Here is a 25,989-nt window from a genome sequence, read left to right as displayed (position 1 = left end):
AGTAACGACGAAAAAACAGGGTTGGAGAGGGAGCGGGCTATTCCTCCTTCTCGGAGGTCTCCTCCTCGGGGGCGCCGCCGTTACCACGGCTCCATATCTCGTCCGGAATGCCCTGATAGCAGGAAACCTCCTCGGGGGCAGTGCTCTCCTCCTTCTCCTTGTCGCACTCCACCAATCGGGCTATGCGGTCCATCCTGAAGAGCCAATAGTGAATTCTCCACTCCCGCCCGTCGTAGAGCGTCGTCTCCTCGCGCTCGGTGGTGAGGAGTCCGGCGTCCTCCAGCATATAGAAGGCGTCCCTGTCCTCAGGCTCGAGAACGTTGTCTATAATTCTGTCGTTATAGCCGAAGAAGTTCATAATGTGCTTCGCCATGTCCCTGGCCGCGGCCTCTTCCATGCCCTTCCTGTCTATACTGTTCTTGATCGCTTTGGTCAGGCCCTCGACCGTAAGCGTATGGAACAAACCCCGTCCTCCATTGTCGGGGTCATTCATGGGTTTCAGCCTCCCCACTTTGATGTAAAGAAATATATGGATAATGGCAGGATATAAATTTTTCTTTCTCTTCACGTTCAGAGACCATGATAGAGCCTGACTGCCAAGGATGGCGGAAGGCCGTGCTCGAGCACCGACCGGGCCGTCTCCGCAGGGTCGTAGGAGGCCCTGAGCAACCTGACGACCATGCTCCTCGTATCCACCAGCGCGAAGGCAGGCCGTGGGTCTCCATCCCTAGGCTGGCCCACGCCTCCCGGGTTGAGTACGGTCAGCTCGCCGTACCTCTCCGTCCAGGCGATGTGGGTATGGCCCATGACAATGAGATCTGCATCGTTAGTGCCGAAGGGCCACCGTCCGGGCGGGAGTGGTAGGACGTACTCGTCTGGGTCCCGGGGGCTCCCATGGACGATGAGCACATTCTTCCCCCCGACCTCCAGCATCCAACGGTCGGGGAGCTGCGCTAGAAACTCCATTGAGGCGGGGGAGAGCCTAGCTCGATTCCAGAGAGCGGCTTCTGCCGCGTCCTCATTGAACCAGGAAACGTCTCCGCTGAGCACCGCGCGGTCGTGGTTGCCTTTGATGGAATATATGCCCTTCATGCGGACCATTTTAATAACTTCGTTGGGGAATGTGTAATAACCCACAAGGTCACCAGCGCTGATAATGAGGTCCGGCCCGAGACGCTCGAGCTCCTCTAGAACTGCCTTCAGGGCTGGAAGGTTGGAGTGAATGTCTGATAGAATCCCGACGAGGGCCATCGCCGCTCTCCAGCTCAGCTCAGCGTCTCTTTAATTAGCCGGGAGGCCACCTCGACGCTCGCCAGCAGCTCTTGGGCGCCGTCCTTGCCCTCTTTTAAAATCACCAGAATCGCTTTGGGGCCCGCGTCCATTGCAAGCATGATACAATCCCTCCCCTCCACGAATATCTTCTCTGGACCTACCTTGTTGAACTCGGAGAGGGCCGCTGAGGCCGCGCCGCTCATCGTCGCCCCCATCGCTGCGAAGGTCTCGGCATGGGCCTCCTCTGAAGTACTCGAAGCAATAATTATACCCCCACGGGAAACCAGCACGGCGCCTATGACCTGGGGCAGCTGGTGGAGCTCCCTGACAATCCGCTCCAATTGCGCGGCCTTGGATACCATTGGTTTCCATTAGATGTTTTGTGCTTTATATCCTTATTGGTTTTCTTTTGAACCTTATTATTTTCTGTTGGAGTGGGTAATGGATTGCCGAGGGAGGGAGTCGAACCCCCAGAAAACGGATCTGCAGTCCGTCACATTAGCCGCTCTGTCACCTCGGCGCCACCCCACCTAAACCAGGCCCAAACATATAAGTTTTGGTGTTTTAGCCCTGCGCCCGACCTTTCTGGAGGTGCTGGAAGATGATTGTTTAGATTTATATATATAATATTTATGTAAGGAACATAAGAGTTTGGTCTTAATTACGGAAAACGAGGGCTGGGAAGGAGAGCCCAAGAGACGGGTTGTGATCGAAATGCAGCTGGGCCGCAGGGTAGTGGTCGCAATCGGCGGGAACGCAATCCTACGCGATGGGCAGAGGGGGACCGTAGAAGAGCAGCTCGCCAACCTGAGCGAGGCGTGCGATTCGATAGCCTCACTGGTCAGACCCGGCGCGGGGCTTGTTCTCACCCATGGCAACGGGCCTCAGGTCGGCAGCATCCTAATTCAGAATGAGCTCGCGAAGGATGAAGTGCCGCCCCAGCCACTTGACGCCTGTGTGGCCCAATCGCAGGGGTTCTTAGGATACATCATCCAGCAGAGCTTGAGGAAAGCTCTGGAGAGGAGAGGACTTTCAAGGGAAGTCGTGTCAATTGTGACTCAAGTCGTGGTATCCCCCGACGATCCGGCTTTCAGAGCGCCTAGCAAACCCATTGGCCCCTTCTACACGGAAGCGCAGGCCAGGCGGCTAGCTGAGGAGAAAGGCTGGAGGATGATGGAAGTGGGGAGGCACCGGTGGAGGCGGGTGGTTCCCTCCCCCCGGCCTCTGGAGGTCGTAGAGAGAGAAACGATTCGGAGGCTTGTGAAACAGGGTACAATTGTGGTCGCCGCTGGTGGAGGCGGGATACCAGTGGTCAGACGTGGCGGTAGTTTGGCGGGTGTGGAGGCGGTGGTCGATAAGGATCTGGCATCGGCCGTTCTCGCCCGGGACATAGGCTCCGACACGCTCCTGATTCTCACCGACGTAGAAGGGGTCGCGCTCGACTTCGGCAGGCCGGGGCAGCGGTTCGTTAAGAGGATGACGGCGTCGGATGTCCGGAGGCACCTCCATGCGGGTCAATTCCCCCCCGGGAGTATGGGGCCGAAGATGGAGGCCGCGCTGCTCTTCCTCTCGCCCCGGAGGGAGACCTCCCTAGATTCTTTCTTGCCCTCCGGGGCTGAGCCCCCTAAGCCCCAGCTCAGAGTTGTGGTGGCCTCGTTGCGCAACGCATCAGAGGCGGCCCAGGGGGATTCCGGCACCCTTATAGTTCCAGACTAAGAGGCAACTCGTAGGGTTCTCGGCCAGCAGTTTCGCTCCCTACCCCGGTCCTGGCGCAGACCCATGGGTGTTCCGGCGTAGTTCGAAAGGACCACCTGCTCAACCCGCTCCACCGATAGCAACAATTATCTACGTCCTTCCATCTATACCCGAATGGAGGCTTATGCCCAGAGAGGAAGACGAGGAGGAGTTCGAGTCGCTCGCCGAGCCCGCGGAGGGTGAGGAGTTCAGGGTCAGGATGCCACGGAAGAGCGAAGGCGAGATATTTGGCATCGCCGACCAGCTTCTGGGGGCCTCCAGAATTCGCGTTATGTGCGCCGATGGTAAGACGAGGATGGCCCGAATTCCAGGAAAAATGAAGAAGAGGATGTGGATAAGGGAGGGGGACCTCGTCATCATCAGGCCCTGGAAATTCCAAGACGAGAAGTCGGATGTCGTCTGGCGCTACACCAAGACGCAGGCCGGCTATCTGAGTCGTCGCAAGATGCTCCCCAAAGAGATCGACATATTTTGAGACTGGACGGGGAACGGAGCTAGGGATATGAGGCAAAAAATCCTCGATTTTCTCGAGAGCCGAATCGACGCGCTCAAGCACAAGGACAAGGATAAGGACGAGATGCGGAAGACCGCGTCGGAGATATTCAACGAGAGCACCCTGAATACCCTGTACAGGATGCTCAGTGGCGGCGTGTTCGACACCCTAGAGTTCCCGATATCCACGGGCAAGGAGGCGAACGTCTTCAGGGGTACGAAGGGCGAGGGCTTTGTGGCCGTCAAGATATTCAGGGTGGCTACCGCGACCTTCCACAGCCTCTCGAAGTACATTGTGGGAGACCCTCGGTTCAAGGGAATAGCGAGAGATCGCCGGGCGCTCATCTCCACATGGGCTAGGAAGGAGTTCAAGAACCTCGAGAGGATGAGGAAAGCGGGTGTCAGAGTGCCCGAGCCACTTGGATGCAAAGACAATGTGCTCGTTATGGAGTATATAGGCAGCGAAGAGCGCGCCGCGCCGATGCTCAGGGAGCTCGAGCCCGAGCCCGAGGAGCTGAAGAAGATTAGGGACGACGTTGTTGATTTTCTCAGGCTCGCCTACACTCGTGCGCGCCTCGTCCATGGGGACCTGAGTGAGTACAATATACTTATTCACAACGGCGAGACAGTAGTCATAGACCTGGGCCAGGCGGTGGTTCTGGAGCACCCCATGGCCCAAGAACTCCTGACGCGAGACTTGAAGAACATAGCTCTCTACTTCACCAGGCGTGGCCTGCCACTGGACTGGAAAGCTCTGCGGTCTGAGCTCACCGAAGGCCCGTGGGAGCGAGAGGGAGGAAGTGGGAGGAGCGGAAATGTGAGACATATGCCCCCCAAAGCCCCCACCCCCACCCGCGCTGAACTAGCGCCGAGCGCTGCTCCAGAGCACGACGGGGCTACTGGGGTTGCTGGAGGGGAGGAGGAGTAAATATGAGGCATTTTCTCAGAATTCCAAAGGAGAGAATCGGGGCAATGATAGGTCCCGGAGGGAGGGTGAAGAGAGAGGTTGAGAGGCGCACGGGCGTCAAGCTGGAGATCGATTCCGAAACCGGTGAGGTCACCATTGACTACAGCCGCGCAAAGGACCCGGCACTGGTGCTGAAGGTGAACGATCTAGTCAGGGCGATCGGGAGGGGCTTCTCACCCCAGCGCGCCTTCAGGCTCCTCAGGGATGACTGCTTCCTCATGGTTATCAACATTCAGGACTACATTGGCAAGAGCCCCAGCCACTTGCGCAGGATGCGGGCTAGGGTGATAGGTACAGGAGGGAAAACGAGGCGCATCATTGAGGAGCTTAGCGAGACAGAGCTCAGCATTTACGGCGACACTGTGTCCGTAATCGGGGATGCTCGCTCGCTGGAGTACGCGAGAACCGCACTCGACATGCTGCTCTGCGGCTCCGAGCATTCCGCCGTCTACGCCTATTTGGAGCATACAAGGCGTGAGAGAAAGCTCTCCGAACTCAGCCCACCGGAACCAAGGGAGGAAGAGTAAGGGATTACATCCGGCTCGGGGGAACCGCCACCACGAGGTATCTGACTCTCTTTTTTCCAGGGTTCCGGAGAGCGTGGGGGAGCTCGGAGCTGTGCCAGAGGACTTCGCCCTTTTTAAGGCGGTAGCGTTTGCCATCGACGTCTATCTCCAACTCGCCCTCAAGCACCATCCGTATCTCCTCGCCCTCGTGGGAGTAGACCCTTCCAAAGTCGGTGTTAGGCCAAAGGGTGACGATTAGGCCCTCCATTTTTGTAGTGCGGATAAGCGGCTCGACGTGTTTTCTCTCCTGGTCCGGTCTGATACTACGACCCCCTCTTCGGGCCTTCCTGATAGCTACCTTCATGTTGTGTCTCTCCCCTTCAGGAGTATCATCTGCAAACAATAAATATTCTCCGACAGATAGGTGGAGAGTGGCGAAGGGGCGGAGGCGAGAATTCCCCCGGACCAAAAATTATATTATCCAATCCCCACTTTATTAGCTTCTGGAGGAAAGCTCGTGAGGTCCCTGCCGATCGCGCTGCTCGTAGGTGCCCTTGTCTCCTCAACGCTCCTCCCGGGCTTGTCCGCAGGTGGTGACAGGCCGAGACAGGACTCTGCAGCAGCATTAGGGACTGGCATCGACTGGTCTGGATGGTCCCGGGACTCGGACCACGACGGCCTGGATGATGAACTGGAACATTGGCTGGTGACCAGCAGCGGAGAGCTGATTCCTGTCATCATCTGCTATTGCCGGAGACCGTGTAGAGAGGATGCGTCAGCTTTAGAAATGCTCGGAGGGAAGGTGAAATTTATATCCAGACACATCCCGGTCATCTCGGCAACCCTTCCCAGAGAAGCGCTGACTTCAGTACTCTCTCTGCCAGGCGTCGCGAGACTCGAAGCCGATGTTCCTCTTGAGCCCTCCCTCGACACCTCAGTCCCCTCAATTGGCGTGGATAGAGTGTGGAGGGACTTCGGACTCAGGGGAGATGGTGTGACGATATGCATCATTGACACAGGCATAGACGCAAATCACTCCTCCCTCGATGACTTAGACGACCTCAACTCAACGGACGACCCAAAGGTTGTGGCTTTCTACGATGCAGCAAGCTCCCCCGATGTGACCGATGGGAGCACGAAACCCTTCGATTTGGACGGCCACGGAACCCATGTGGCCGCGGTTGCGGCGGGAACCGGGATGGGGTCACCGGCGGGAAAGTTCATCGGCGTGGCCCCTGGAGCGAAGCTAGTCGGGGTCAAGATACTTGCTAACGGGAGCACGGACATGGTCACGAGCGACGCCCTCAGGGGCATAGAGTGGGCAATGGAAAACAAGGAAAGGTTCGGCATCAGGGTCTTAAGCATGTCCTTCGGGTCTAGATTCACCGCACCCTTCCTCAGCAACGACGGCACCAGCGCGCTCAGCCAGCTCTGCAACCAGGCGGTTGCGGAGGGACTGGTCTGCGTCGCATCCGCCGGGAATGGGGGTCCCTTTCCGAGGTCCATAACCCCTCCCGGGGACGCACGGGACGTCATCACTGTCGGTAACGTGAGGGATGACCACACCCTCAACCCAACTTCCTCGAGAGGCCCCGTAGGGAGGCTGACCAGCAGCTACATCAAACCTGACGTCTGCGCCCCTGGAACCGACATCTACTCGGCCGAGGCCAACTCGGGCGACCGCTTCACACCCGCCACGGGAACCAGCGACTCCTGCCCGCATGTATCCGGCCTCGCAGCACTCATGATCCAGGCCCTCCCTGACCTGAGGCCTTCGGATATAATGAGCATCCTCCATAGCACTGCCGAACCCCGCTCGGTCCTGCCCTGGCAGTCCTCGCCCAACAACGACTACGGCTGGGGCGTCGTGGACGCCGTGAGGGCGGTTGAGAACTGTACAAGCGGGACCCTCCCTCCCGTGGTCTATATCAATCCCGTCAATACCGCTAGGGGCACCGTGCTCATCACCGGAACCGCTTCCTCTGCCCGAAGCACGGTCCTGTCGGTGGAGGTGCGGATAGATGGAGGGGCCTACGAGATGGCCGTCGGCACGACCCTCTGGAGCTACGAGTGGAACACATCGCGCTACACAAACGGTCCCCATCTCGTCGCTGCCCGAGCCTTCGATGGCACGCTCTACTCCTATGAATACAGGATTGTTGTGAATGTAGACAACCTGCTGGTCTCGATATCGCCCGTGGGTGCGCAGGTGGTCATCTCTGGCGAGTTCACATTCACCGGCACCGCTGACGGTACCGGCGTTAGGTCGGTCGAAGCGCGGGTGGACGAGAGGCCATGGGAACCGGTGGAGGACCTGTCCACCAATGCCAGCCAGACATTCAGGAGATGGAGGTACACTGTTAACACAACCAGGCTCGAAAACGGTAGGCACACGCTCCAGGCCCGGGCCTCCGACGGCTCGGACTACTCGGAGCTGGCCTCTATTGAGTTCATCGTCGACAATCCGAAGCGCCCGCCTCCGGCGCTCTCCAAAGGGACCCTGCCGGGACCCGATGGAGCTCTCCTGGCTATTACGGCGACTGCGGCGGTATTGTGGAGAGCTGCTAGGCGACGGGGCTGATAGAGCCTCTGGCTCTGCCTCCCATCGCCCTCATCGATTAGAAGCCCGCTCCAATATTCTTTTATCCCACCATTCCCGTTGAAGATAAGGTGTGCGGCTACCTCTCCGGGAGAGCTTTAATCACCGCAGCTCCAAGAGCCGTGCTCGTGGCGCTATTATCGATCGGAGAGTTCCTCGCCCCTCTCCATCCTGAGCCCTCGGCCGAGCCGCCGCCATTCGGGCTTGGGGACTGGGTGGTGGTGGACGAGGAAATGCTGGAGAACCAAAGCCTGATACTCTCTGGGGACCTGACCGTGGAGGCAGGGGGCTCGCTGACGCTCGTGAACTCCACCCTCCTCATCCTCTGCCGAGAGCCGGCGGAGAGACAGGTTCGGGTGAAAGAGGGAGGGACACTGAACATTATCAACTCCACCGTCGCCTCTTTCGACACCATAAACAACCCCTGGTTCTTCGTCGAGCCAAACGCCACAGCCCTCTTCGAGAACTCGACATTCAACGGAATAGGCGAGCTCTGGGCTCCGCCAGGGGAGCCCACCTACGAACTCGACCCCATCAATACAGGGAACGGGGGCGTGTGCATAAAGACGGACTACGCAGCGGTGCATAACTGCACCTTCAGCGGCGCGGACTACGGCCTGGTTCTTCTCAGAGCCAGTCCGGAGGTCAGGGGATGCACTTTCACTGGTAACAGCGCGGGACTGGTTCTCAATAGGGCCCATCCCGAAATAAGTGATTGCGTGTTCCACAGAAACTTCTACGGAGCGCTCCTTCACGGCGCGTCCCCCGTCATCCGCCGCTGCAGCTTCACGGGCAATGGGCAAGGGATGATGCTCGATGGCTCTGACCCGGTGGTCCGGGAGTGCGTCTTCGAGAACCAGAGCGGGAACGGAATTCTATGCTCGTTCTGGATGGGCATCGCCTGGACGCTGGGAGAATCCAACCCGGATGTGGCAAACTGCCGTTTCGTGAGGAATCTGTATGGTATAACGAGCGTCGAGGAGGACGATTCAGATATACCCCATCACAGCCTCTCGGTCGAGAACTGCGAGTTCATCGCAAACAGAAAAGGAGGGCTCAACTGGTCCGAGCGCTGCCTCAGACCCCCTCCGACGCGCCTCTCGAGCTGGAGGGTGACCGGAACCGCCCTTATTCAAGACGAGCCTTCCTTCAATTTCAACGGCAGCGTCAGCGTGGAGCACGGGGGCTCCCTCCTCATCAACCGCTCCATATTCAGGGTTAACGGGGGTTATGATGGCGAGTGTTGGATAATGGTGAGTAGGGGGGGCTCTCTCGAGCTCAGGAGCTCCGAGCTCAGGGCACACAACGCCTCCCATGCCTACGCCCTCAGATGCGAGCCCGGTTCGGCCCTCTCCATGACCTCGTCGCTCCTGCGCGACTGCGGCTGGAGCACGGCCTCTCCGCAGACTTCCGGTCCCTTTCTGGAGAGCCCGAATGTATATATCATAGGCTCTACGATAGATTACAACCCCGTCGGCCTCGTTTTTAAGGAGGTGCAAGATGCTATTATTGAGAGCAGCTCAATCAGGGGCCTAGAGCACGACCTCTCCCTGAGCTCCTCGAGCGTGCGAATTCTCAACTCCTCCCTCAGGAGCGCGGGACAGGTGGTCAGTGTGCTCGACGGCGCCTCGCTCCTCGACGCACTAAACACCACACTAGACAGGGACCGCTTCTTATTCTCCGACGGTAGCAGCGCGCTGAGCGTCAGCTGGTATCTTAATGCGCGTGCGATCTGGCAGGACGGGAGCCCAGTCCCAGGAGCGGAACTGCTGGTTAAAGATAATGAGGGAGTGGAGGCTCTCCGGGGAACCTCGGCGGAAGACGGGTGGGTCTGGGGAGGGGTCCTGAGGGAAGCTTTGGTCAACAGGAGCACAACCCGAATCTTCACGCCCCACAGCGTCAGCTTTAGCCATGGGCCGGTGAGCAATGAGACGGAGCTGACCGTGAACCGTAGCCTTTCTGTCCAGCTCGTCCTCACCGATAGAGTGCCGCCCACAGTGAGGATAATTAGCCCTCCACCTGCCGCTTCCCTCAGCATGGCTGAAGTGCCTGTCAACGGCACAGCGGGCGACAACATCGGGGTCAGAAGGGTGGAGCTGAACGTTGACGGGTACAGGAGATACGTCGTCTTTGAGGCCGTGGGGGAGGGACCCCCTTCGATGGACTGGGGCCTGACCCTGGAACTAGCCGAGGGAGTGCACACTATTCAGGCCCTCGCGTGTGACGCTTCGGGGAACAGCGCCTCCGCCGTAGTGAATTTTCTAGTTGATACAACGCCGCCGATGGTGAAAATCGCCAGCCCCCAGAGTGGCCACCTCACCAACCAGTCTCTCCTCTCGGTGTGGGGCTTCTGCGAGCCGGGCTCCAGGGTCTTCGTGGATGGGAAGGAAGCGCAAGTGGACAGGAATATTTTCAGCGTTAGCGTCCTCCTCTCTGAAGGAGAAAACCTCGTCACGGCGGTCGCCATGGACGGTTCGGGGAACAGCAACTCAAGCTCCGTGACCGTTGTCCTCGACACCAGCCCACCACTGCTAGAGCTCCAGAGCCCCGAGGAAGGTCTCGTCACAAATGTGCCGGTTGCTCGGGTCTCGGGTCGGATGGAGGAGGACGCGGAGGTTCTCATCAATGGGAGGAGGGTGGCGCTGGTCGGAGAGCCCGGAACATTCTCCACAAGCATAGCCCTTGTGGACGGTGAGAATATTATAACCATCGATGCAGTTGACCCCGCCGGCAATCACAGGACCGTCACTAGAAAAGTCAGGCTAGATGCCCAGCCCCCCTATGTAGAGGTGAGGCACCCTCCGGACGGATTCCTGACGAACCAGCCCATTCTGACTGTCACGGGATTTAGCGAGGGCGGCGCTAGACTTCTGCTTGGTGCAAAGGAGACCTTCGTCCCCGGTCGCGAGGACCAGAGGATGGATTTCTCAATTCCCTTGACACTCGCCGAGGGCGAGAACACGCTGGTGATTCGGACCGTGGACGCCGCGGGCAACTCCAACACCACCGTAAGGCGCGTTGTGCTCGACACGATACCTCCCGGAATAAGCATCGACTCCCCGGCGGACCGCTCCTGCACCACCAGAGCCTCCATCTATGTGATGGGAAGGACTGAGCCCAGGGTCCGGCTGCTTGTGTCCGGGCAGGAGACGCCCGTGGGAGCAAGCGGCTCGTTCACGCAGGAGGTTACGCTGGGTACCGGCATAAATAAAATAACGGTCAGAGCGGTGGACCCCGCGGGGAACGTTAATGAGATTTCAATTATTGTGGAGAGGAGGCCGAAAGGCGGCGGAGAGGAGCTGATAACGGCGCCGGTCCCGGACTGGCCGTTCATCACCTTCATCCTCGCCTCCGTTTCCATCATGGTGCTCGAAGGATACGTGTTATACAGAAGTAGGAGGCCAAAGAATGAAGGGGGTGGGAGGGGTGGATAGGCTCCCGAGAGGCGTGCTTTGGGCTTTACTTTTCGTCCCCATTGTGGCCGCTCTCATTGTCCTGTCCCTCCCTGCCAGCGCGTCCAACGACCCCCCTCCAGGCGGCGGCACCGTCAGCGGCGACTGGACGGTCGAGGACGCGAGGGCCTACGACGGGTGCACAATCACCCTCCGAGGCAATCTGACGGTCTTGTCAACTGGAAAGCTAGAGCTGAATGGGGCCAAGATTAGACTCGATTGCGCCTCACATGGTGATTTCGGAATAGAAGTGAAAAGCGGGGGCGAGCTGAAGCTTCGCGCCGGTGCGGTCATCGAGCCCGTTGGCGAACAGCGCTACCGATTCATCGTACGCGAGGGCGGGGCGATGAACGCCACCGACGCCACCATCAAGGGCTGCGGCTGGACGTGGGGGGAGAGCGGCGAGAAAGCGGGCCTCTACGTGCTCTCCGAGCTCTGCGGCTTCGCTCGGACCACCTTTACAAACTCCTACTACGGGGTCTTGGTCCGGGGGGCGTCGCCTTTGTTCAAAGAGTGCGGCTTCGTGTCCAACACATACGGCGCGGGTCTCATTAACTCATCTGCGGCCTTCGAGAATTGCACATTCAGGTCCAACGCCCACGGCGCCAATCTAGAAGGCAGTCCTGCCGCCTTCAGAAATTGCACATTCTACTACCAATCTGCATTCGGCATCCTGGCCTATGCATCACCAATCCAGGTCAGCGGATGCGACCTCGCATACAGCACCGCGGGCCACATCGTGCTGATGCAGAGCGAAGCCAGCGTCTCGGGGTGCACGATGAGAGAGGGGGCGTACGGGGTATATGTAGCTCAGGGGAGCCCCGCAATATCCAACTGCACCTTCACAGCCGACCGCTACGGCATATATCTCTATAAGAGCGGCGCCTCCGTAAGGGACTGCGTCATGGACAGCTGTACCTGGTATGGTGTGGCGGGCTACTACGGCGCGCCGGAGATATCCCGCTGCAAAGTCACGCGCACAGGCTACTCCTCCGTCGATGGACAGTGCTATGGAACAGGCGCTCTGGCAGTCTTCTCGGATATGAAGTTCAGTGACTGCATATTCCAGCAGAACTATCAGGGCGTCGAGTGCCGCAACTCGAGGCCGGGCTTTGTCAACGTTACCGCCCGGGAGAACGCCATCGGCGTCAACTCCTTGACCAGCACAGTGAACATGACCGCGTGCGTGTTCTCGGACAACACGCAGGCGGGGGTCTTCATCAACTATTTCTCCGGCGGGAGCGTGAGAAGGTGCGGCTTCATCGGGGGGAAAATCGGCCTCTATGCCGAATACTTCTCGACCCCGGAGGTCTCGAACTGCACATTCTCAGGGTGCCGGGAGGGCCTGCGCGCGAGCGGCTGCGACCGGGGAATGGTGGTGAGGGAGTGCACCTTCGACAACGATTCCACGGGTATCGTCCTGGACGGAGGCGGCCCCCAGATTCTTTCTAACACCTTTATCTCCTGCAGCAACCACTCGCTGCTCGGCATGGGCTCCTCGCCCGAAATAAGGAACAACATATTCTCCTCATCCACATTCGATAGCGTGACCCTTACGGACTCCGGAGGCAGGCTTGCAAATAACACCTTCAAAGGGAATGGAGGCGCGGGCCTGTATTGCGTCGATTCCACAACCGAAGTCGAGAACAACACCTTCACCGGGAACTCCGGTAGCGCAATCTATTGCTACGGAAAGCGTTGCAGCCCCCGCGTCCACCACAACCTGCTCGCCGGCAACGAGCTCGGGATTGCACTCTCGGGTGGTGCAGGTGGAGAGTACTGGTGCAACACTCTTGTGGGGAACAGGGTTATGGGGTTCTCGATAAGCGCCTCAGTGGGAATTATTCACAACAACAACATCTCTGGCAGCGAGCGTGGAATCTCCTGCCTATACGGTTCCGCACCCTCCGTCTACGAGAACGAAATCCACGGGTGTGAGGGCGGAATCTCGTGCCATGTCTCCTCCGACGCCGTGGTCTGGAAAAATAGGCTGTGGAACAATACGAGGTTCGGGGTATCGGTCATCGGCTCCTCTCCCGTGCTCGTCGAGAACTTCATCGAGGGTGGCCTTGACGGAATAGCGGTGGACGACTGCTCGGGTGGGGGGGTCATGATTTCGCTATGCAGTCTTAGGAACGCCACCGACGGCCTCAGGGCAGAGAACAGCAGCCTGGAGCTCAGGGGCTGCACATTCAGCGGTAACTCCCACTTCGGGGTCTACCTTTACAGCTCCGACGCCGTTCTATCACAATGCAGGTTCGAGCATAATGCCGGCGGCGCCTGCGGCGACGGCGGGAGTGTGAGAGCGGTCGAGTGCGAGTTCGTTGACAACAACGGCTCGGCACTTCAGCTCGAGAATGCCAGAGCATGGGTCGAGAGGTGCCTTTTTGAGCGGAATGGGGACGGCGTGCTCGATGTTGGTGGCTCGACCCTCCAAGTAATCGACGGACAGTACAGGGATAACCTCGGATACGCTATTCACTGCGGCGAGGGCACGGTCGGCGACTGGAGAATCGTATCAAGCTCCTCCTTGACCGCCGAGAGAGTGAAGCTTGCAGGAAACCTGACGGTCTCGAGCGGGGCGTTCCTACGGCTGACGAACGTGACGCTCTTTATGGCGCTTCGATATTCCGGACAGTACGCTATTCTTGTCGAGGACGAAGGCCGTTTGGAGTTCATCGACGGCTGCACGGTCGCAGCCATTCCTCCATCAAGCAAGTACCACTTCAGGATCCTCCGTGGAGGGGCCCTGACCTTCACGGATGGAGTCCTCCAAGACTGCGGAGAGGACTGGGGGGCGGCTGGAGAGTCCGGAGGCCTGAACCTCCTGAGCGACAACGTCACTCTGTGTAATGTGGCCTTCATAAACTGCACCCACGGCCTGATAGCCAACGGAATCAGGGCGAGCTTCTCTGGCCTTAGCTTCTCCCACTGCCGCGTTGCTCTTGTGGCCGTGGCCTCCTCGCTCAGGGTCGAGAACAGCTCGATATACCTCTCCGGATATCTTGATCTGGACCTCCAACAGGGCTCGAGACTGGTGACGCTCAACACGACATTCACCAGAAGCAAGGTCAGGCTAGCCGGCCCCGGCACCTACCTCGAGGTTATCTGGCTCCTGAATGTGAATGCTGCTTGGCAGACCAGGGTTCCCGTTGAGAGGGGCCAGATTCTACTCATCGACGCGGAGGGGCGTTCGCTCTTCGCCGGCCTCACCGACGAGCGGGGCTGGCTGCTCGGAATTCAGGTCATCGAGTACGTCCAGACAGCGCAGGACAGAAGGGAGAAGAACCCCTATAAACTGAGTGTCCGCTTCGCAGACGTCTCTACTTCGGTTGAAAGAACTTTCGAAGCCAGCGAGACCATTTACGTCATCCTAAACGACTTGCAGCCCCCCCAGATAGAGCTCATGAACCCCCCGGATGGCGCCCTCCTGAACTACACCCCTGTTCTTGTAACGGGGCTCGCGGCGGACTACGAGACGGGTCTCGCCCTCGTCGAGGCCAGCGAGGACGGACGCGTCTGGGCTGAGGTGAGGGGTCTGGAGCAGTGGAGCTTTTCCTTTGCGCTTTCGGACGGCCACTATACACTGTATATAAGGGCAACCGACGCTGCTGGAAATCGCGCTATTTGTCTCTTAAATGTGACCGTGGACACGCAGATCACACTCCTCGAAATCACCGAACCCCAAGAGGGTGAGGTCACGCGTGAGAGGGCAGTATCCGTCAGGGGGCTCACGGAGGTGGACGCAAAAATTCTGGTCAATGGAAGGCGCGCACTCCTATACAATGGCGCATTCTGTGTCACGGTGGAGCTCTCGGAGGGCGCGAACACTATACTGGTCTCCGCTCTGGACGCGGCGGGCAACTCGGCCACCATCACCCGAACGGTGTTTCTCGATACCGTGCCTCCCTTCATCGACATCGCCAGTCCGCTGAACGGGAGTTACACCCCCATCTCCGAAGCACGGCTTTACGGGAGGACGGAGCCGGGTGCGAGGGTGCTCGTGGAAGGGAGGGAGGTACTCTGCATCAACGGTGTGTTTTCAGAGATTCTCCCCCTTCCTGCCCCGGATAACTTTATAAATATAACTGTAATCGACTCCGCTGGCAACACCAACTCGACGGTGCTCGAGCTCCATGTGGATACCGAAACCCCCGATATATTAATCGGCTCGCCCATCTGTGGTTTCAGGACGGCGAAGCGAAATGTGACTATCAACGGCACAACTGAGCCCTTCGCCCTGATCTCGACAGGGGAGGCCATGACCGTTGCGGGCCCGGACGGCGCATTTGCACTGAATATAGACTTACTACCCGGTAACAACACGATTATCCTGAGGGCGGCGGATAGGGCCGGGAACGAGAACACATTGGTCTGGTTTATTGTGAGGACTAAGCGAGAGGCAAGAACCCCGTCACCATGGGTCGAGACCATCGCTACGGTGGCCCTCGTCCTCGCGCTCGAGAACGCCTTAATTTACGTGCTCCGGCGGAGGGGTCGCGGACGGCGGCGCGTTGAGAGCCCACCGCTCGCCACAACACGCATGGGAGGGGGCGAGCCAGCGGAAGCGATGCCGTGGAAAGGGCCGGTCGACTATCAGGAAGAGGCTCCGCCCGAAGCTCAGCCTGTGGAGTGGGAGGAGGAGCGCTCGACCTCATCTGAACGGGGCCGAGGAGTTTGATATAAATTCCCTCTGACACAAATTTAAGAGCGGGAGTTATACTATGTAGTTACCTTTTTAAAGGGTAAATGTATTCTTGCCCTGACCCGCCTCAGGGCAGGTCAAGGCGAGAAGGAGAACGACGCCAAACGGTGAGAGAGATGATGAGTCAATACAGCGGCAAACTGGTCACTCTTCTGCTGGCAGGGGCGCTGGTGCTGACAGCGGTTGCGGCGGCACCGATGCACCGCGGCGGGAGACAAACTGGCGAGGCGAGACTGTATGGAATCGTTCGCGATGGGCACACCCACCTTCCCCTAGAGGATGTCAAGGTTGCTCTTTCCAATGCCTCGTACAGCCCCGCTCCGGTCTTCACGGCCGCTGACGGAAGCTACGAGTTGACAGTGCCCGACCCTGATGGCACATATACGGTCCACTTCTCTTTAAAGGGCTACACGGCCCGTGACGAGACCGTGACACTGATACCTGAAAGGGAATTCCAGCTCGATGTCAATCTCACGCCCGAGACATCCCATGTAAAAGGGGTTGTCCGCTCGCATGGAGATGCCGTTCCAGGTGCGGATGTTCTGCTTATTAGCGAGGAGCAGCTCTCCACCAGAACGAATGCCACGGGCCACTTCCAGTTCGCCCTGCTAGGTTATGGGCGGACCTTCACGCTGCGGGTGACGGCCGACGGTATGTACGGCTACAAGGAGAGCTTCAGACTTGCACTGGGTGAGGAGAAGCTTATGGATTTGGAGCTGGCCCCAGTCCCCGGGGCGACGAGCGTAGTGTGGGGATACGTACTAAACAGGGAGGGGGAGCCGGTAGAGGGCGCTAGGGTCACCTTCACAGAAAGGAGCACCGGGAAATGGATTGGAACCGTATCAGGAAAGGGGGGCTACTACACACTTACGCTCTCCGCCGGATTCTACGATATAAAGGTCGAGGCCGTGGGCTTCCTGAGCTTCTCCGGAGCAATGGATGTGGTTGAGGCCAAGCGGGAGAGAAAGGATGTAACCATCAGTGCCGCCCCCGCGGCCGGGACAAGGGTCGGAGGCACAGTAAAGGACAAAAAGACCTCCGCTCCTGTGGCGGGTGCAGAGGTCACACTTATAGACGCGGATGGTACGCGCAATTCCGTCACCACGGACGCGTCCGGGAGCTACTCCATTCTGACTTACCCGGGCAACTTTACCCTTGAGGCATCTGCTCTGAACTATTTCCTATACCGCCAGAAGCTGGAGGTGGGGCAGTCTGATGTAACGGTGGGAATCGAGCTTTCTCCAATTCCGGAGAGGGTATATTCCGTTTGGGGCTATGTGTTGGACGCAGCGGGCCTTCCGGTGCAGTCGGCAAGGGTGATTCTCTTCGACCTAGATCCAGAGCACACGGGATACCTCATGGAGGACACCACCCCGGTGGGCGGATACTATAGAATTCCTGTCTATCCCGGAAGCTTCCTGCTAATCGGGCAGGCCGCGGGGTACTGCTCGAGCGTCTCGGAACTCAGAGTCACGGGCTCTAAGAGGGTCGACATCACCCTCAGCGCCCTCTCCCCGCCTGACCTGACCGAGGAGCTGGAATTCAGGGACTGGAGCAATCTGACCATAACCGCTTCCCTCCTCATGACGGCCTCTGAGGGCACCACCCGGTGGGACATAGACCGCAACTTCGGCGACGGCGATGGAACTGTCAGCGATGAGGAGGCGGGAGCCTATCTCGAGACCCTCAGAGCCCGCGGTCCGCCCCATCGCGACACGAGGGAGTATCTGACCGTTGACGGTGTGAGGTACACCTACGTCGAGGGCTCGCTGACCGTCAGCTCGCCCGACGCTGCCGGTAACGCCACAAACACCAGCCGCATAACCGTAGTACACAGGTACAACCTCACAGCCAACGCCACCGTTCCCGAGGCGGTCCATCGTATTCTCAAAATCAACGCCACATATGACAGCGATACGATGAGCAGCAGAACCATTATTAAACTACCGGTAGGGTATGAAATGAGAAGAATTATTGAGGCGGGACCGGCAGTGGAAGTCAGGGGGACTTACGAAGTAGTCGTTGACCCGATGGCCCAGCTCCCGGGAGCCGCGCTGCCTTATGAATGGGTGGCCCTTAACATAAGCAAGAACGAACCCCCGGTCGCCGACACGGACGGCAACAAGACGGTAAGACCGGGCGCGGTCGTCTACTTCGATGCCTCGACCTCTTCGGACGACTTTGGCATCGAGAACTTCACGTGGGAGTTCGGGGATGGGGAGAAGGGTTACGGGGCCTCGGTCAACCACACCTATAACACAACAAACGACACAAAGCTCGTGATCTATAATGTAACGCTAACGGTAACCGACACAGGTGGTTTGACCAACACCACGTATCTGACCGTCACGATAGACGGTGAAGCCCCCACAGCCAGAATTCAATGCCTCCCTGAGAACGCCACTGTTGTTGAAGACTCTGAGCCGCTGGAGCTCAACGCCTCCGCGTCCATAGACAACGTAGAGATCGTAAGATACCACTGGGACTTTGGCGACTACCGGAGCGGCGAGGGCGTGCTCATAAACCACACCTACACCCAGCCTGGTACCTACAATATCACGCTGAATGTTACCGACAAGGCGGGCAACTTCAATGTCACCATTCTGCGGGTAACAGTACTGGACAACACAACCCCAACCGCCCGGTTCATAATGAATGTGACCACTTCTCCCGCGAGGCTCCCCGTGGAGTTCAACGCCTCGACGGCAGACGACAATGTGGCGATTATTTGGTACGTATGGGACTTCGGCGACAATAGCTCCAAAGTCGAGGGAAACGAGAGCGTTGCGATGGTGGTGAACCACACCTATGAAAAAGAGGGAATATATACGGTGACCTTGAACGTGTCTGACGGAAAGTTCTGGAATGAGACGACCCAGACCATCACCATTACCCCGCCCCTCATTTTTGCCGAGCTCCATCCCGTGGCGAAGCCAGAGTTCTCAAACAGCAACCCCGCCGAGGGAGATACCGTCAGAATCAGTGTGAAGGTAACCAACACAGGCGAGAGGGCCGCTGAGAACTTCACCGTCCGATTCCAGGCTGGAACAAAGAAAATCGGGGATAAAAAGGTGAGACTTCTATCGGTGGGTGAGACGAAGACGGTGGAGGTCGAGTGGAAGCCTAGGAAGGGCACCCACAACGTCACCGTTTTCATCGACGTAGGCTCCGCCATCCCGGAACTCAACGAGACTAACAACACCGCTTGGGTAAAAATCAGTGTCAGGGAGAGCCTGATCAACTGGTATCTGCTGGCGGGTGCTGTGGTCCTTGTGGTCGTAATCGTCGGCGGCTACTTCTATATGCGGCGTAGAGAAGAGGCGAAGTATCGCGAGGAAGAAGAGGAGGAGGAAGAGGAGGAAGAGTTAGAGGAAGATGAGAAAGAAGAGGCGGAGTGCCCGAAATGCTTTGCCGAGGTCAAGCCCACGGACAGAAAGTGCCCCTCCTGTGGCGCCAATCTTAGGCGCTGAAGAAAGCCCCCGCCTGCTTCCCAGACACCAACTCGCGGCCTATTCTACTTCTACAAAGGTGGTTTCTGTCTTGAGCGACACGTCAGCTGAGATTGGGCCCAAGAGCAGCGCGCGCATCTGGGCCCGGAGGGCGCCCTTTCGGCCCTCGTTTACAACCATAACGTCGGCGGTAGCGATAACATCTCCTAGGCCCCACTCCAGCTCCTGCCTATCCCTCTCCCTGAACTCCTCCGGGGTTTTCGGGTCGTCCCTTCGGGCTCTCTCCCTAAGGCGCTTCCACCTCGAGCGCGGGGAGGCATGAATTCCCACGATAAATATGGAGCGGCCGAGGGTCCGCCGGAAGAAATTCGCCTCTTCAAGGCTCCTGCAACCGTCTATCACCACGAGAGGGGCCCGGGGAATTCTAGGCAGAGTACGCCGGGCCCATATGTCCGCCCCGAGCTTCTTACGCGCGGCTGAGGCCACACTGGCCAGATTCGTCCTATTGAGGTCGAAGCCCCGGCTAGCCACCTCCTCCCTAACAAGGTCCCCCATCCGCACTACCGGGACTCCCATCTCCTCCGCCACCTTCACAGCCTCCGACTTGCCGGCTCCCGGCATTCCAGCTATCAACAGCACCTTCATTGGTCCACGCTTCGGTTCGTTTGGAATGCTCTCCGAACTTTTTAACCTTTTGAGGACCAAAAAAAATATATTAAATATATTTTCTAGGGTCTGAAGGTGCTACATTGTATGGAGCTCCTCCGCTTGAGTACGCAGGAAGAGAGCTGAGAGATTACCTCCCGGAATCCATCCTGAGAGAGGAGAGGCTCATCCCCCTCATACCTCCCCCCGGTTTGCCCGAGATAAAGGACGTGGCTGGAGCCTTTTTAAAGGCGGCAACGAGCTCCTCTACGCCGGACAGATGTCCCTCTCTGAAGGAGATTCTGGAAAAGTTCTACAAGGGAGGGGCTGTGGCGATCATCGTTGACGACCACACGAGAACCAACCACCACACACGTCTCCTCCTGCCCCATCTCCTCAACTTCCTCCTTTCATACGGAGTGGGGAGGGAGAGCATCAGGCTGGTAGTAGCCACTGGAACTCACAGGGCCCCCCTGGAAAAAGAAATGCCCGGAATTCTGGGCTCCGCCTGGCCGGAGTACAGGGACAATGTCGTAATCCACAACGACAAAAAGGGGCTGGCGAGGGTTGGTACCCTCGACGACGGGTCCGTGGTCGAGGTGAACAATACCGTTTTCAGCTCGGAGGTCTGCATCCCCCTCAATGACCTCGAGTACCACTACTTCGCAGGCATCGCCGGCGGGCCAAAGCAGATATGCCCCGGCGTCTGCGGGGCCGAGATAATACGAATAGAACACCTCAAAATGTTCGGCGAACTCGGCTTCGCGCCCGGGGTCGAGAGCGGCTCGGCGGACGGGAACCCGGTGTTCGAGTACAAGAAAAAGGTCGTGGGCATGTTCCTCGACGAGATGAGAAAGAAGGGGAGATGGGTATACGCACTGACTGCGGTGATGGATCCCGAGGCGCGCCTCGTCTGGCTCGAGGGCGGTGACCTGATAGAAACCCACAGGAGAGCCTTCGATGCGCTTGGAAAAGTGTACATCGCAAGAGTCAGGGAGCCGGCAGACGTCGTCATCATAAGCGCCCGCCAGACTGGAATCAACCTCTACCAATCGGGAAAGGCGTATAACGCAGCCAAGAAAGCGGTCAAGAAGGGCGGCCACATCCTTCTTCTCTCGGAGTGCCGGGACGGTTTCGGTAATGAGGAGTTCAAGGGGCTGATGGCTGTCTCCGCGCCCATTTTCCATGAACTAGAGGCCCGGCTTGGGAGCACCGGAGAGGAAGAGGCCGAAAGGCTGAAGAATGAGTACATAGACAGGGCGATGCGCGAGACTCAGAGGGTGGTAATGTCGGACTTCAAAATAGGGAAGCAGAAGCCCGTGGACCTTCTTGACATCCTTAAGCACACTGGCTACGGGCATCTATGGATTATTCAGGATGGCCTAAAGCCGGATGAGGAAAGGCTTGTGCCGCTCGTGCAGGTAGGTAATAAAGCCGAGCCTGTAGAAGATAGACTCAGGCGCTGGATAGAGCAGATGGAGCACCAGGGTAAGCCCACCTACTGCGTCATTCCCGACCCGAACCTACTTGTGAGAGCGGGCTGGAAGTAGGCCGGGGTGCGCCCTGAACGCCGGAGGAGTGAAGAACGCCTGTCCAGATTCAGCCCTGTGCAGTTCGAACAAGGCGCGGATTGGCGGGCGAGACCCCCTTTCCAAGCTGGACCAGCCCAACAAAAGCTAGAGCCCTGACCACACCGCTCAGCGCCCAGGACTTGAAGTAGTCGTAGGAAACCAGCTGGGCTGCGTCTATTGCGTCCTGGATGCGACGCTTGGCCCCCGCCACGTCGCCAAGGCTGGCCATTATCCGGGCGCAGGAGCTGAGCACGAGGGACTTCTGGTGGTCGCTGCGGCATTGGGCGATTAGAGCTGAAGTCTCGGCTAGGGCCTTTTCCGCGAGCGGGCGCTCCCCGAGGACCACCGCGGCCTGAGCGGTCTCAGCCATCGCAAAAGAAGCGTTTATCGGGTCCCGCACCTCCTTCGCTGTCCTCCAGGCGCTTTGGAGGCAAGATTGAGCACCTCTCCCATCTCCGAGCCTGAAGAGGGCACAGGCAACCTCCGCATAGGTCCATGCCTCGAGGTACTTGTCTTCGAGCTTTGAGAGGAGAGGACGGTAGGTCTCCAGTAACTTCGGCCGTCCTGTGGCGTGGGCGCTCCTCGCCGCCGACCGCACGAGCCCGCTCCAGGCCCACGAGCGGAAGAAGGGGTTGTCGATTCCGTCGGAGATTCTCCGGGCCTCTTGGAGATTTCTCTCGCAGCCCGAGAAATCGCCGAGCAGCTCCCTGACCTCGGCGCACTCGCAGAGTGCGGAGGCTCGCGAGTGCTCCTTTTCGAGGGTCGTGGCGTCCTTCTCGAGAGAAGAGACGAGCCCCTTCAGCCCCTTCCTCTTTCCCGACGCAATACTGCACTTGGCACTCTCGCACGCGGCCAGAATTCTGAAGTATGGGTTACGAATTCTACTCAGGTGCCTCCCCGCCTGCTCGGCGAACCGGGTCTCTCCTGAGACCGATGCAGCCTCGAAAAGGGCGCGTATGAGCTCGAATGAAGCCCAGGAATTGAAATATTCGTTGTTTATCCGGTCTACCCATCCAGAGGCCTGGTCGAAAACGGTTTGCGAGGCCCCGGGGTCGCTCATCTTCTCCCGGCCCCCCTGTGGCTCTCGGACCGCATACACACCCCCTCATACAGGTGGGGGGAGATTGCGGCTGAAAAAGCGCTTGTACGCATAGGCCGCGGCAGCTACACCGGATGGGAAACCCACCCCAACGCCAACCATGAGCCCGAGAAGGAGAAGTAGCTGAGGCGATAACCATCCCGGTGGCTGGTGCTCCACAACAAGGGTGTAGGGATTGCTTGAGTCGAGAGGTAGTATTGAACCGCCGGAGACCTCGAGCGAACCTCCGGCTCTGATGAGTAGCCTGTACTGACCTGGGTAGCTTGAGTTTATGTAGACTGTCGAATCAATCAGGCGCAGGCATACCCCGCTCTCGACGATGATGCTGCCACTGACGATGAAGCTCTCGCCCCTGACCTCGGTGTCCTCCCGGACCACCCAGTCACCCCGGGAGGGGGAGGGGTAGCATCCGGTGCCGGAGGCGGCTGCTCTAGGGCCCAGAAAGCTTCCCATCAGCAGAGCTAAAAAAAGGCCGCTCACCAACACGGTTCGCAAACGCCTGCGCATATTCTCATCTCCCCTTGATCTCCGCGCCTGTTCCTACGGATAAGAAGCGATTGGAAATAATAAATGGAGGCCCCGGAACGGGGCCTCCCGGAATCCCTGGACCTATGCCCGCTTCCTCATGGCGAACAAAACCACTCCTATGACGGACGCTATGACCACAAAGCCCACGAAGACATAGAAGCCCGTTGAGAACTCCGTCTTCTTCTCGACCGCCTTGACTATCACAAGTATTGTTTGGGTCTGGGAGCCGCCGTCCGGGTCGTAGACTGTCAGGGTGATCTCGTCGCGGCCAGGCCTTTTTGGAGTTATCTTCAGTATGTGGGTGTTCGGGTCGATTGTGGCACTGAAGTATCTGTCGTTCACGTCGCCGACCTCCCACCTGAGCGCCGCTTCGGGCGTGTCCTTGTCAAGCGAGTACTCCTTGAGATCCAGCTCGAAGGTTTTGTCCTCCATCACCTTTATGTCAGGGAGGTCCTGCGGAATCATGGGTGGGAAGAGAATTCTCAGCAGGAACTCCCCCATGCTTGTGTCTGTTCCGTCTGATACTGTCAGGGGTATCACGTCCTCCCTTTCCACCGTGTCAGCTTTGACGAATAGCCTCACCCTGAGGCCGTCCACCGAGACGAGTGGGGATGAGGAGGCGAGCCTCAGCTCCTCGAGCGGTGTGTCCACGTCCATGATGTACATGGAGAGGTCTATGTCCTTCGTTGTGCCGGCCATCATCTTGACGTCCGGGATTCGAGATATCATTGGGGCGTCGTTTATGGGGGTTATCTGGACGCCTACGGTCCTCGAGTCCTCCTTGCCCTGCTCGTCCACAGCGACAAGGACTATGCTCCCTGTGCCGTAGGCGTTGGGGGCTGGGACGATTTTCAGCACATTCTGCTCATAAATTTCTGCCCGGAAGATGGGTGGGTTTCCGGCGTTTACGGCGATTACGTTCCAAACAATCTTATCCGAGGGGGTCTCCTCATCTACAGCCTTGTCGATGAGGTACATTACGTATTCTGAATCTTCGACCATTATTATATTCCAGGGTGGTTGGGAGGGTACAGTTATCTCAGGCGGCTTGTTGTACTCCTCGACAAAGACTCGGAAGGAGGCGGTGGCATAGTCGAGCTCGTCACTCACATTGATTTCCACCACTTCCCCCTCCACGCCGGCCGGGTAGCTCAAGTAGAGCCCTAGGCCCTCCACCCGAGCATAGGATGAGTTGGTGGTGAGGGTGAGGCTCTCGAGCTTTGAGTCCACGTCCGTGATGTATGGCGAGAGGTCTAGGAAGTGCTCCATTCCCTCAGTCACCCTAATGTCAGGAATTTCCTGAATTCTCGGCGGGTCGTTGACGGGAGTGACGCGGACTGTGAAGGCGTTGGAGGTTGCGGATAGGCCTAGCGGGTCATAGGCCCTGACCGCAAACCTCTCCTGGCCTGTCCAATCGGGGGTGGGGGTCGTGAACGTGATGAAGTTGTCCTCCACGATGCCTAGGATGTGGCTCGGATTGGTCTCCATTATGATCGAGTAGGTCAGCTGGTCTGGATATAGGTCGTCTGTGAAGTACATGCTCAGGTTGAGAAGCCTGTAGGCAGTAGTGTCCTCCTTGAAAGTCTGGAGGCCGATGTTCTTCTTCAGCACTGGTCCTGTGTTGAACTGGAATGTTCGCGTTGGGCCCCAGCCGTAGGAGTTGCCAGACATGTAGGTTGCCATCATGCGCCAGTAATAGGTCCCGCCCTGGTTGAGCTCCATCGTTGGCGTGAAGCTGGTCTCGAGCTCTAATCCCGTCTCGATTTCGGGGGATGAAAAGTCTGGGTTGTTATCCACTTGTATGCTGTAGCTGATTACCTCGCCATCCTCGCTGCTGAAGAGTATGTGCTCCCACTCAAAGGTCGGGGGAATGGCATTGACGACTGCTTTGTCCTCCGGTTCAACCAGGAGGGGAACGCCCATTGGAATCACCTGTGTCACGTTTCCGGGGGCGCTCTTCTGATTCCCCGTCCCGGCACCGTAGCCGGAGCCGGAGTAGGAGGCCGAGGCCTTTCCGGGCTGGGTCTTTCCGTTCCCGTTCTTGCCGGCGAGCTGGCTGATAGTGTTCAGTTTGGATATCGAAGGTGCCACATGGTAGACTAGGAAGTTAGCGTCTCCGCCGTTCCCGACAAGGGGACCGACAGTTGCGGTTCCGCCGTTGTAGTAGTAGTAGGCCCCTCCGCCGCCGCCGTAGCCGCCTCCGCCGCCGCAGCAGTAGTAGGTGCCCCCAGCACCGCCAGCGCCTCCATTGCCCCCATTTCCGCCGACGATGTAGAATTTGTTTCCGGCGGCGCGCATCGTTCCAGGCTCGCTGTCCGACTGGAATATCACGCTGCAGTCGCCGCCTTTGCCGACCCTGTCCTCGACGGTGCCGGAGCCAGCCTGCGGGTAGGAGGAGTAGGTGTAGTAGCACCCGCCGCCCCCTCCGTAGCCACCTCCGCCGCCGCCGCCGTAGTAATAACCACCCGCGCCGCCGTTGCCTCCGTTGCCTCCAGAGCCGCCAAACAGGACCAGGGTTGACTGGGAGACATACATCGGCCCGCCCATGAAGCACACCGCCACGTTGCCGCCCTGACCCACGCGGCCGCTGACTTTCCCGTCACCCCCACCCCCGTAGTTGCCGCCATAGCCGCCACCGCCCCCGCCGGCGTACCCCGCGCCCCCACCGCCGCCGTAGTAGTAGCCGCCATTACCCCCGTTGCCGCCCCGGCCGCCATTTCCTCCGATGGCGTAAACCGTGATATTGGTGACATTCAGGAAGCTCTCGCCTATGAAAGTGGCGTTTATTTCGCCCCCTGCGCCGACCGAGCCTGAGACCTCAGCACTTCCGCCCTTCACCGCGCTCCCGGGGCCGCACCCACCCCCACCCCCGTAACCGCCCCCACCACCGCCACAGTAGTACACCCCATGGCCTCCGTCCCCAGCGTCTCCGCCGTTGCCAGAGATCGC

At 58.6% G+C, this 25,989-nt stretch carries 17 protein-coding genes and 1 tRNA gene; 9 read left to right on the top strand and 9 right to left on the bottom strand.

Annotated features, from left to right (window positions below):
• Positions 1-37 precede the first annotated feature (37 nt).
• The 4 genes from QW379_05010 to QW379_04995 all read right to left on the bottom strand — a co-directional run bounded on the left by QW379_05010 (position 38) and on the right by QW379_04995 (position 1,792).
• Positions 38-463, bottom strand: coding sequence for a DUF6015 family protein (locus QW379_05010; GenBank protein ID MEM2869765.1), 426 nt, complete (start codon positions 461-463; stop codon positions 38-40).
• 107 nt (positions 464-570) lie between these two features.
• Entirely contained in the window at positions 571-1,251 is a 681-nt protein-coding gene (locus tag QW379_05005; protein MEM2869764.1) for a YfcE family phosphodiesterase, read from the bottom strand.
• 14 nt (positions 1,252-1,265) lie between these two features.
• Positions 1,266-1,613: a roadblock/LC7 domain-containing protein gene (locus tag QW379_05000; GenBank protein MEM2869763.1), complete on the bottom strand. Its 348-nt coding sequence runs from the start codon at positions 1,611-1,613 to the stop codon at positions 1,266-1,268.
• A gap of 106 nt (positions 1,614-1,719) precedes the next feature.
• Positions 1,720-1,792 (bottom strand) — tRNA-Cys (locus tag QW379_04995).
• Between the two features lie 131 nt (positions 1,793-1,923).
• Between QW379_04995 and arcC the strand changes: the two genes are divergently transcribed.
• From arcC to QW379_04975, 4 genes are all read left to right on the top strand, one after another.
• Positions 1,924-2,988 carry a carbamate kinase gene (gene arcC / locus QW379_04990; protein MEM2869762.1) on the top strand — a complete coding sequence of 355 codons (1,065 nt, stop codon included), beginning with the start codon at positions 1,924-1,926 and terminating at the stop codon, positions 2,986-2,988.
• A gap of 163 nt (positions 2,989-3,151) precedes the next feature.
• Positions 3,152-3,502, top strand: coding sequence for a translation initiation factor eIF-1A (gene eif1A, locus QW379_04985; protein MEM2869761.1), 351 nt, complete (start codon positions 3,152-3,154; stop codon positions 3,500-3,502).
• Positions 3,503-3,529: 27 nt separating this feature from the next.
• Complete coding sequence (locus QW379_04980) at positions 3,530-4,447, top strand: serine protein kinase RIO (GenBank protein MEM2869760.1); 918 nt, start codon at positions 3,530-3,532, stop codon at positions 4,445-4,447.
• A gap of 2 nt (positions 4,448-4,449) precedes the next feature.
• Entirely contained in the window at positions 4,450-5,013 is a 564-nt protein-coding gene (locus QW379_04975) for a KH domain-containing protein (GenBank protein MEM2869759.1), read from the top strand.
• A 4-nt stretch (positions 5,014-5,017) separates the two neighbouring features.
• Here the strand turns inward: QW379_04975 and QW379_04970 are convergent, their stop codons facing one another.
• Positions 5,018-5,356 (bottom strand): cupin domain-containing protein, encoded by a 339-nt coding sequence (locus QW379_04970; GenBank protein ID MEM2869758.1) that lies wholly within the window; start codon positions 5,354-5,356, stop codon positions 5,018-5,020.
• Positions 5,357-5,416: 60 nt separating this feature from the next.
• Here QW379_04970 and QW379_04965 point away from each other — a divergent pair, with 60 nt between their 5' ends.
• The 4 genes from QW379_04965 (at position 5,417) to QW379_04950 (ending at position 19,218) form a co-directional block, all read left to right on the top strand.
• Complete coding sequence (locus tag QW379_04965; protein MEM2869757.1) at positions 5,417-7,573, top strand: S8 family serine peptidase; 2,157 nt, start codon at positions 5,417-5,419, stop codon at positions 7,571-7,573.
• A gap of 89 nt (positions 7,574-7,662) precedes the next feature.
• On the top strand, positions 7,663-11,025 hold the full coding sequence (locus QW379_04960) for a right-handed parallel beta-helix repeat-containing protein (protein MEM2869756.1): 3,363 nt from the start codon (positions 7,663-7,665) through the stop codon (positions 11,023-11,025).
• Positions 11,000-15,724, top strand: a complete 4,725-nt coding sequence (locus QW379_04955) for a right-handed parallel beta-helix repeat-containing protein (GenBank protein MEM2869755.1) — start codon at positions 11,000-11,002, stop codon at positions 15,722-15,724. The genes QW379_04960 and QW379_04955 overlap by 26 nt, the downstream gene beginning before the upstream one ends.
• Before the next feature lie 140 nt (positions 15,725-15,864).
• Positions 15,865-19,218, top strand: a complete 3,354-nt coding sequence (locus QW379_04950) for a carboxypeptidase regulatory-like domain-containing protein (GenBank protein MEM2869754.1) — start codon at positions 15,865-15,867, stop codon at positions 19,216-19,218.
• A gap of 39 nt (positions 19,219-19,257) precedes the next feature.
• Here QW379_04950 and QW379_04945 read toward each other — a convergent pair whose 3' ends face one another.
• Positions 19,258-19,902: an AAA family ATPase gene (locus QW379_04945; GenBank protein MEM2869753.1), complete on the bottom strand. Its 645-nt coding sequence runs from the start codon at positions 19,900-19,902 to the stop codon at positions 19,258-19,260.
• 44 nt (positions 19,903-19,946) lie between these two features.
• Here QW379_04945 and QW379_04940 point away from each other — a divergent pair, with 44 nt between their 5' ends.
• Positions 19,947-21,392, top strand: a complete 1,446-nt coding sequence (locus tag QW379_04940; protein MEM2869752.1) for a lactate racemase domain-containing protein — start codon at positions 19,947-19,949, stop codon at positions 21,390-21,392.
• Between the two features lie 49 nt (positions 21,393-21,441).
• Here QW379_04940 and QW379_04935 read toward each other — a convergent pair whose 3' ends face one another.
• The 3 genes from QW379_04935 to QW379_04925 form a co-directional block, all read right to left on the bottom strand.
• Positions 21,442-22,512 (bottom strand): hypothetical protein, encoded by a 1,071-nt coding sequence (locus QW379_04935; GenBank protein MEM2869751.1) that lies wholly within the window; start codon positions 22,510-22,512, stop codon positions 21,442-21,444.
• A 6-nt stretch (positions 22,513-22,518) separates the two neighbouring features.
• The gene (locus QW379_04930; protein ID MEM2869750.1) at positions 22,519-22,890 is read right to left on the bottom strand and encodes a hypothetical protein; all 372 of its coding nucleotides are present in this window, start codon (positions 22,888-22,890) and stop codon (positions 22,519-22,521) included.
• A 231-nt stretch (positions 22,891-23,121) separates the two neighbouring features.
• On the bottom strand, positions 23,122-25,989 hold a 2,868-nt coding region (locus QW379_04925), incomplete at its 5' end, for a hypothetical protein (GenBank protein ID MEM2869749.1).

The sequence above is a fragment of the Thermoplasmata archaeon genome, from assembly GCA_038851035.1.
In the GTDB taxonomy this organism is placed as follows: domain Archaea; phylum Thermoplasmatota; class DTKX01; order VGTL01; family VGTL01; genus JAWCLH01.
This window is presented reverse-complemented; position numbering and strand designations above follow the sequence as displayed.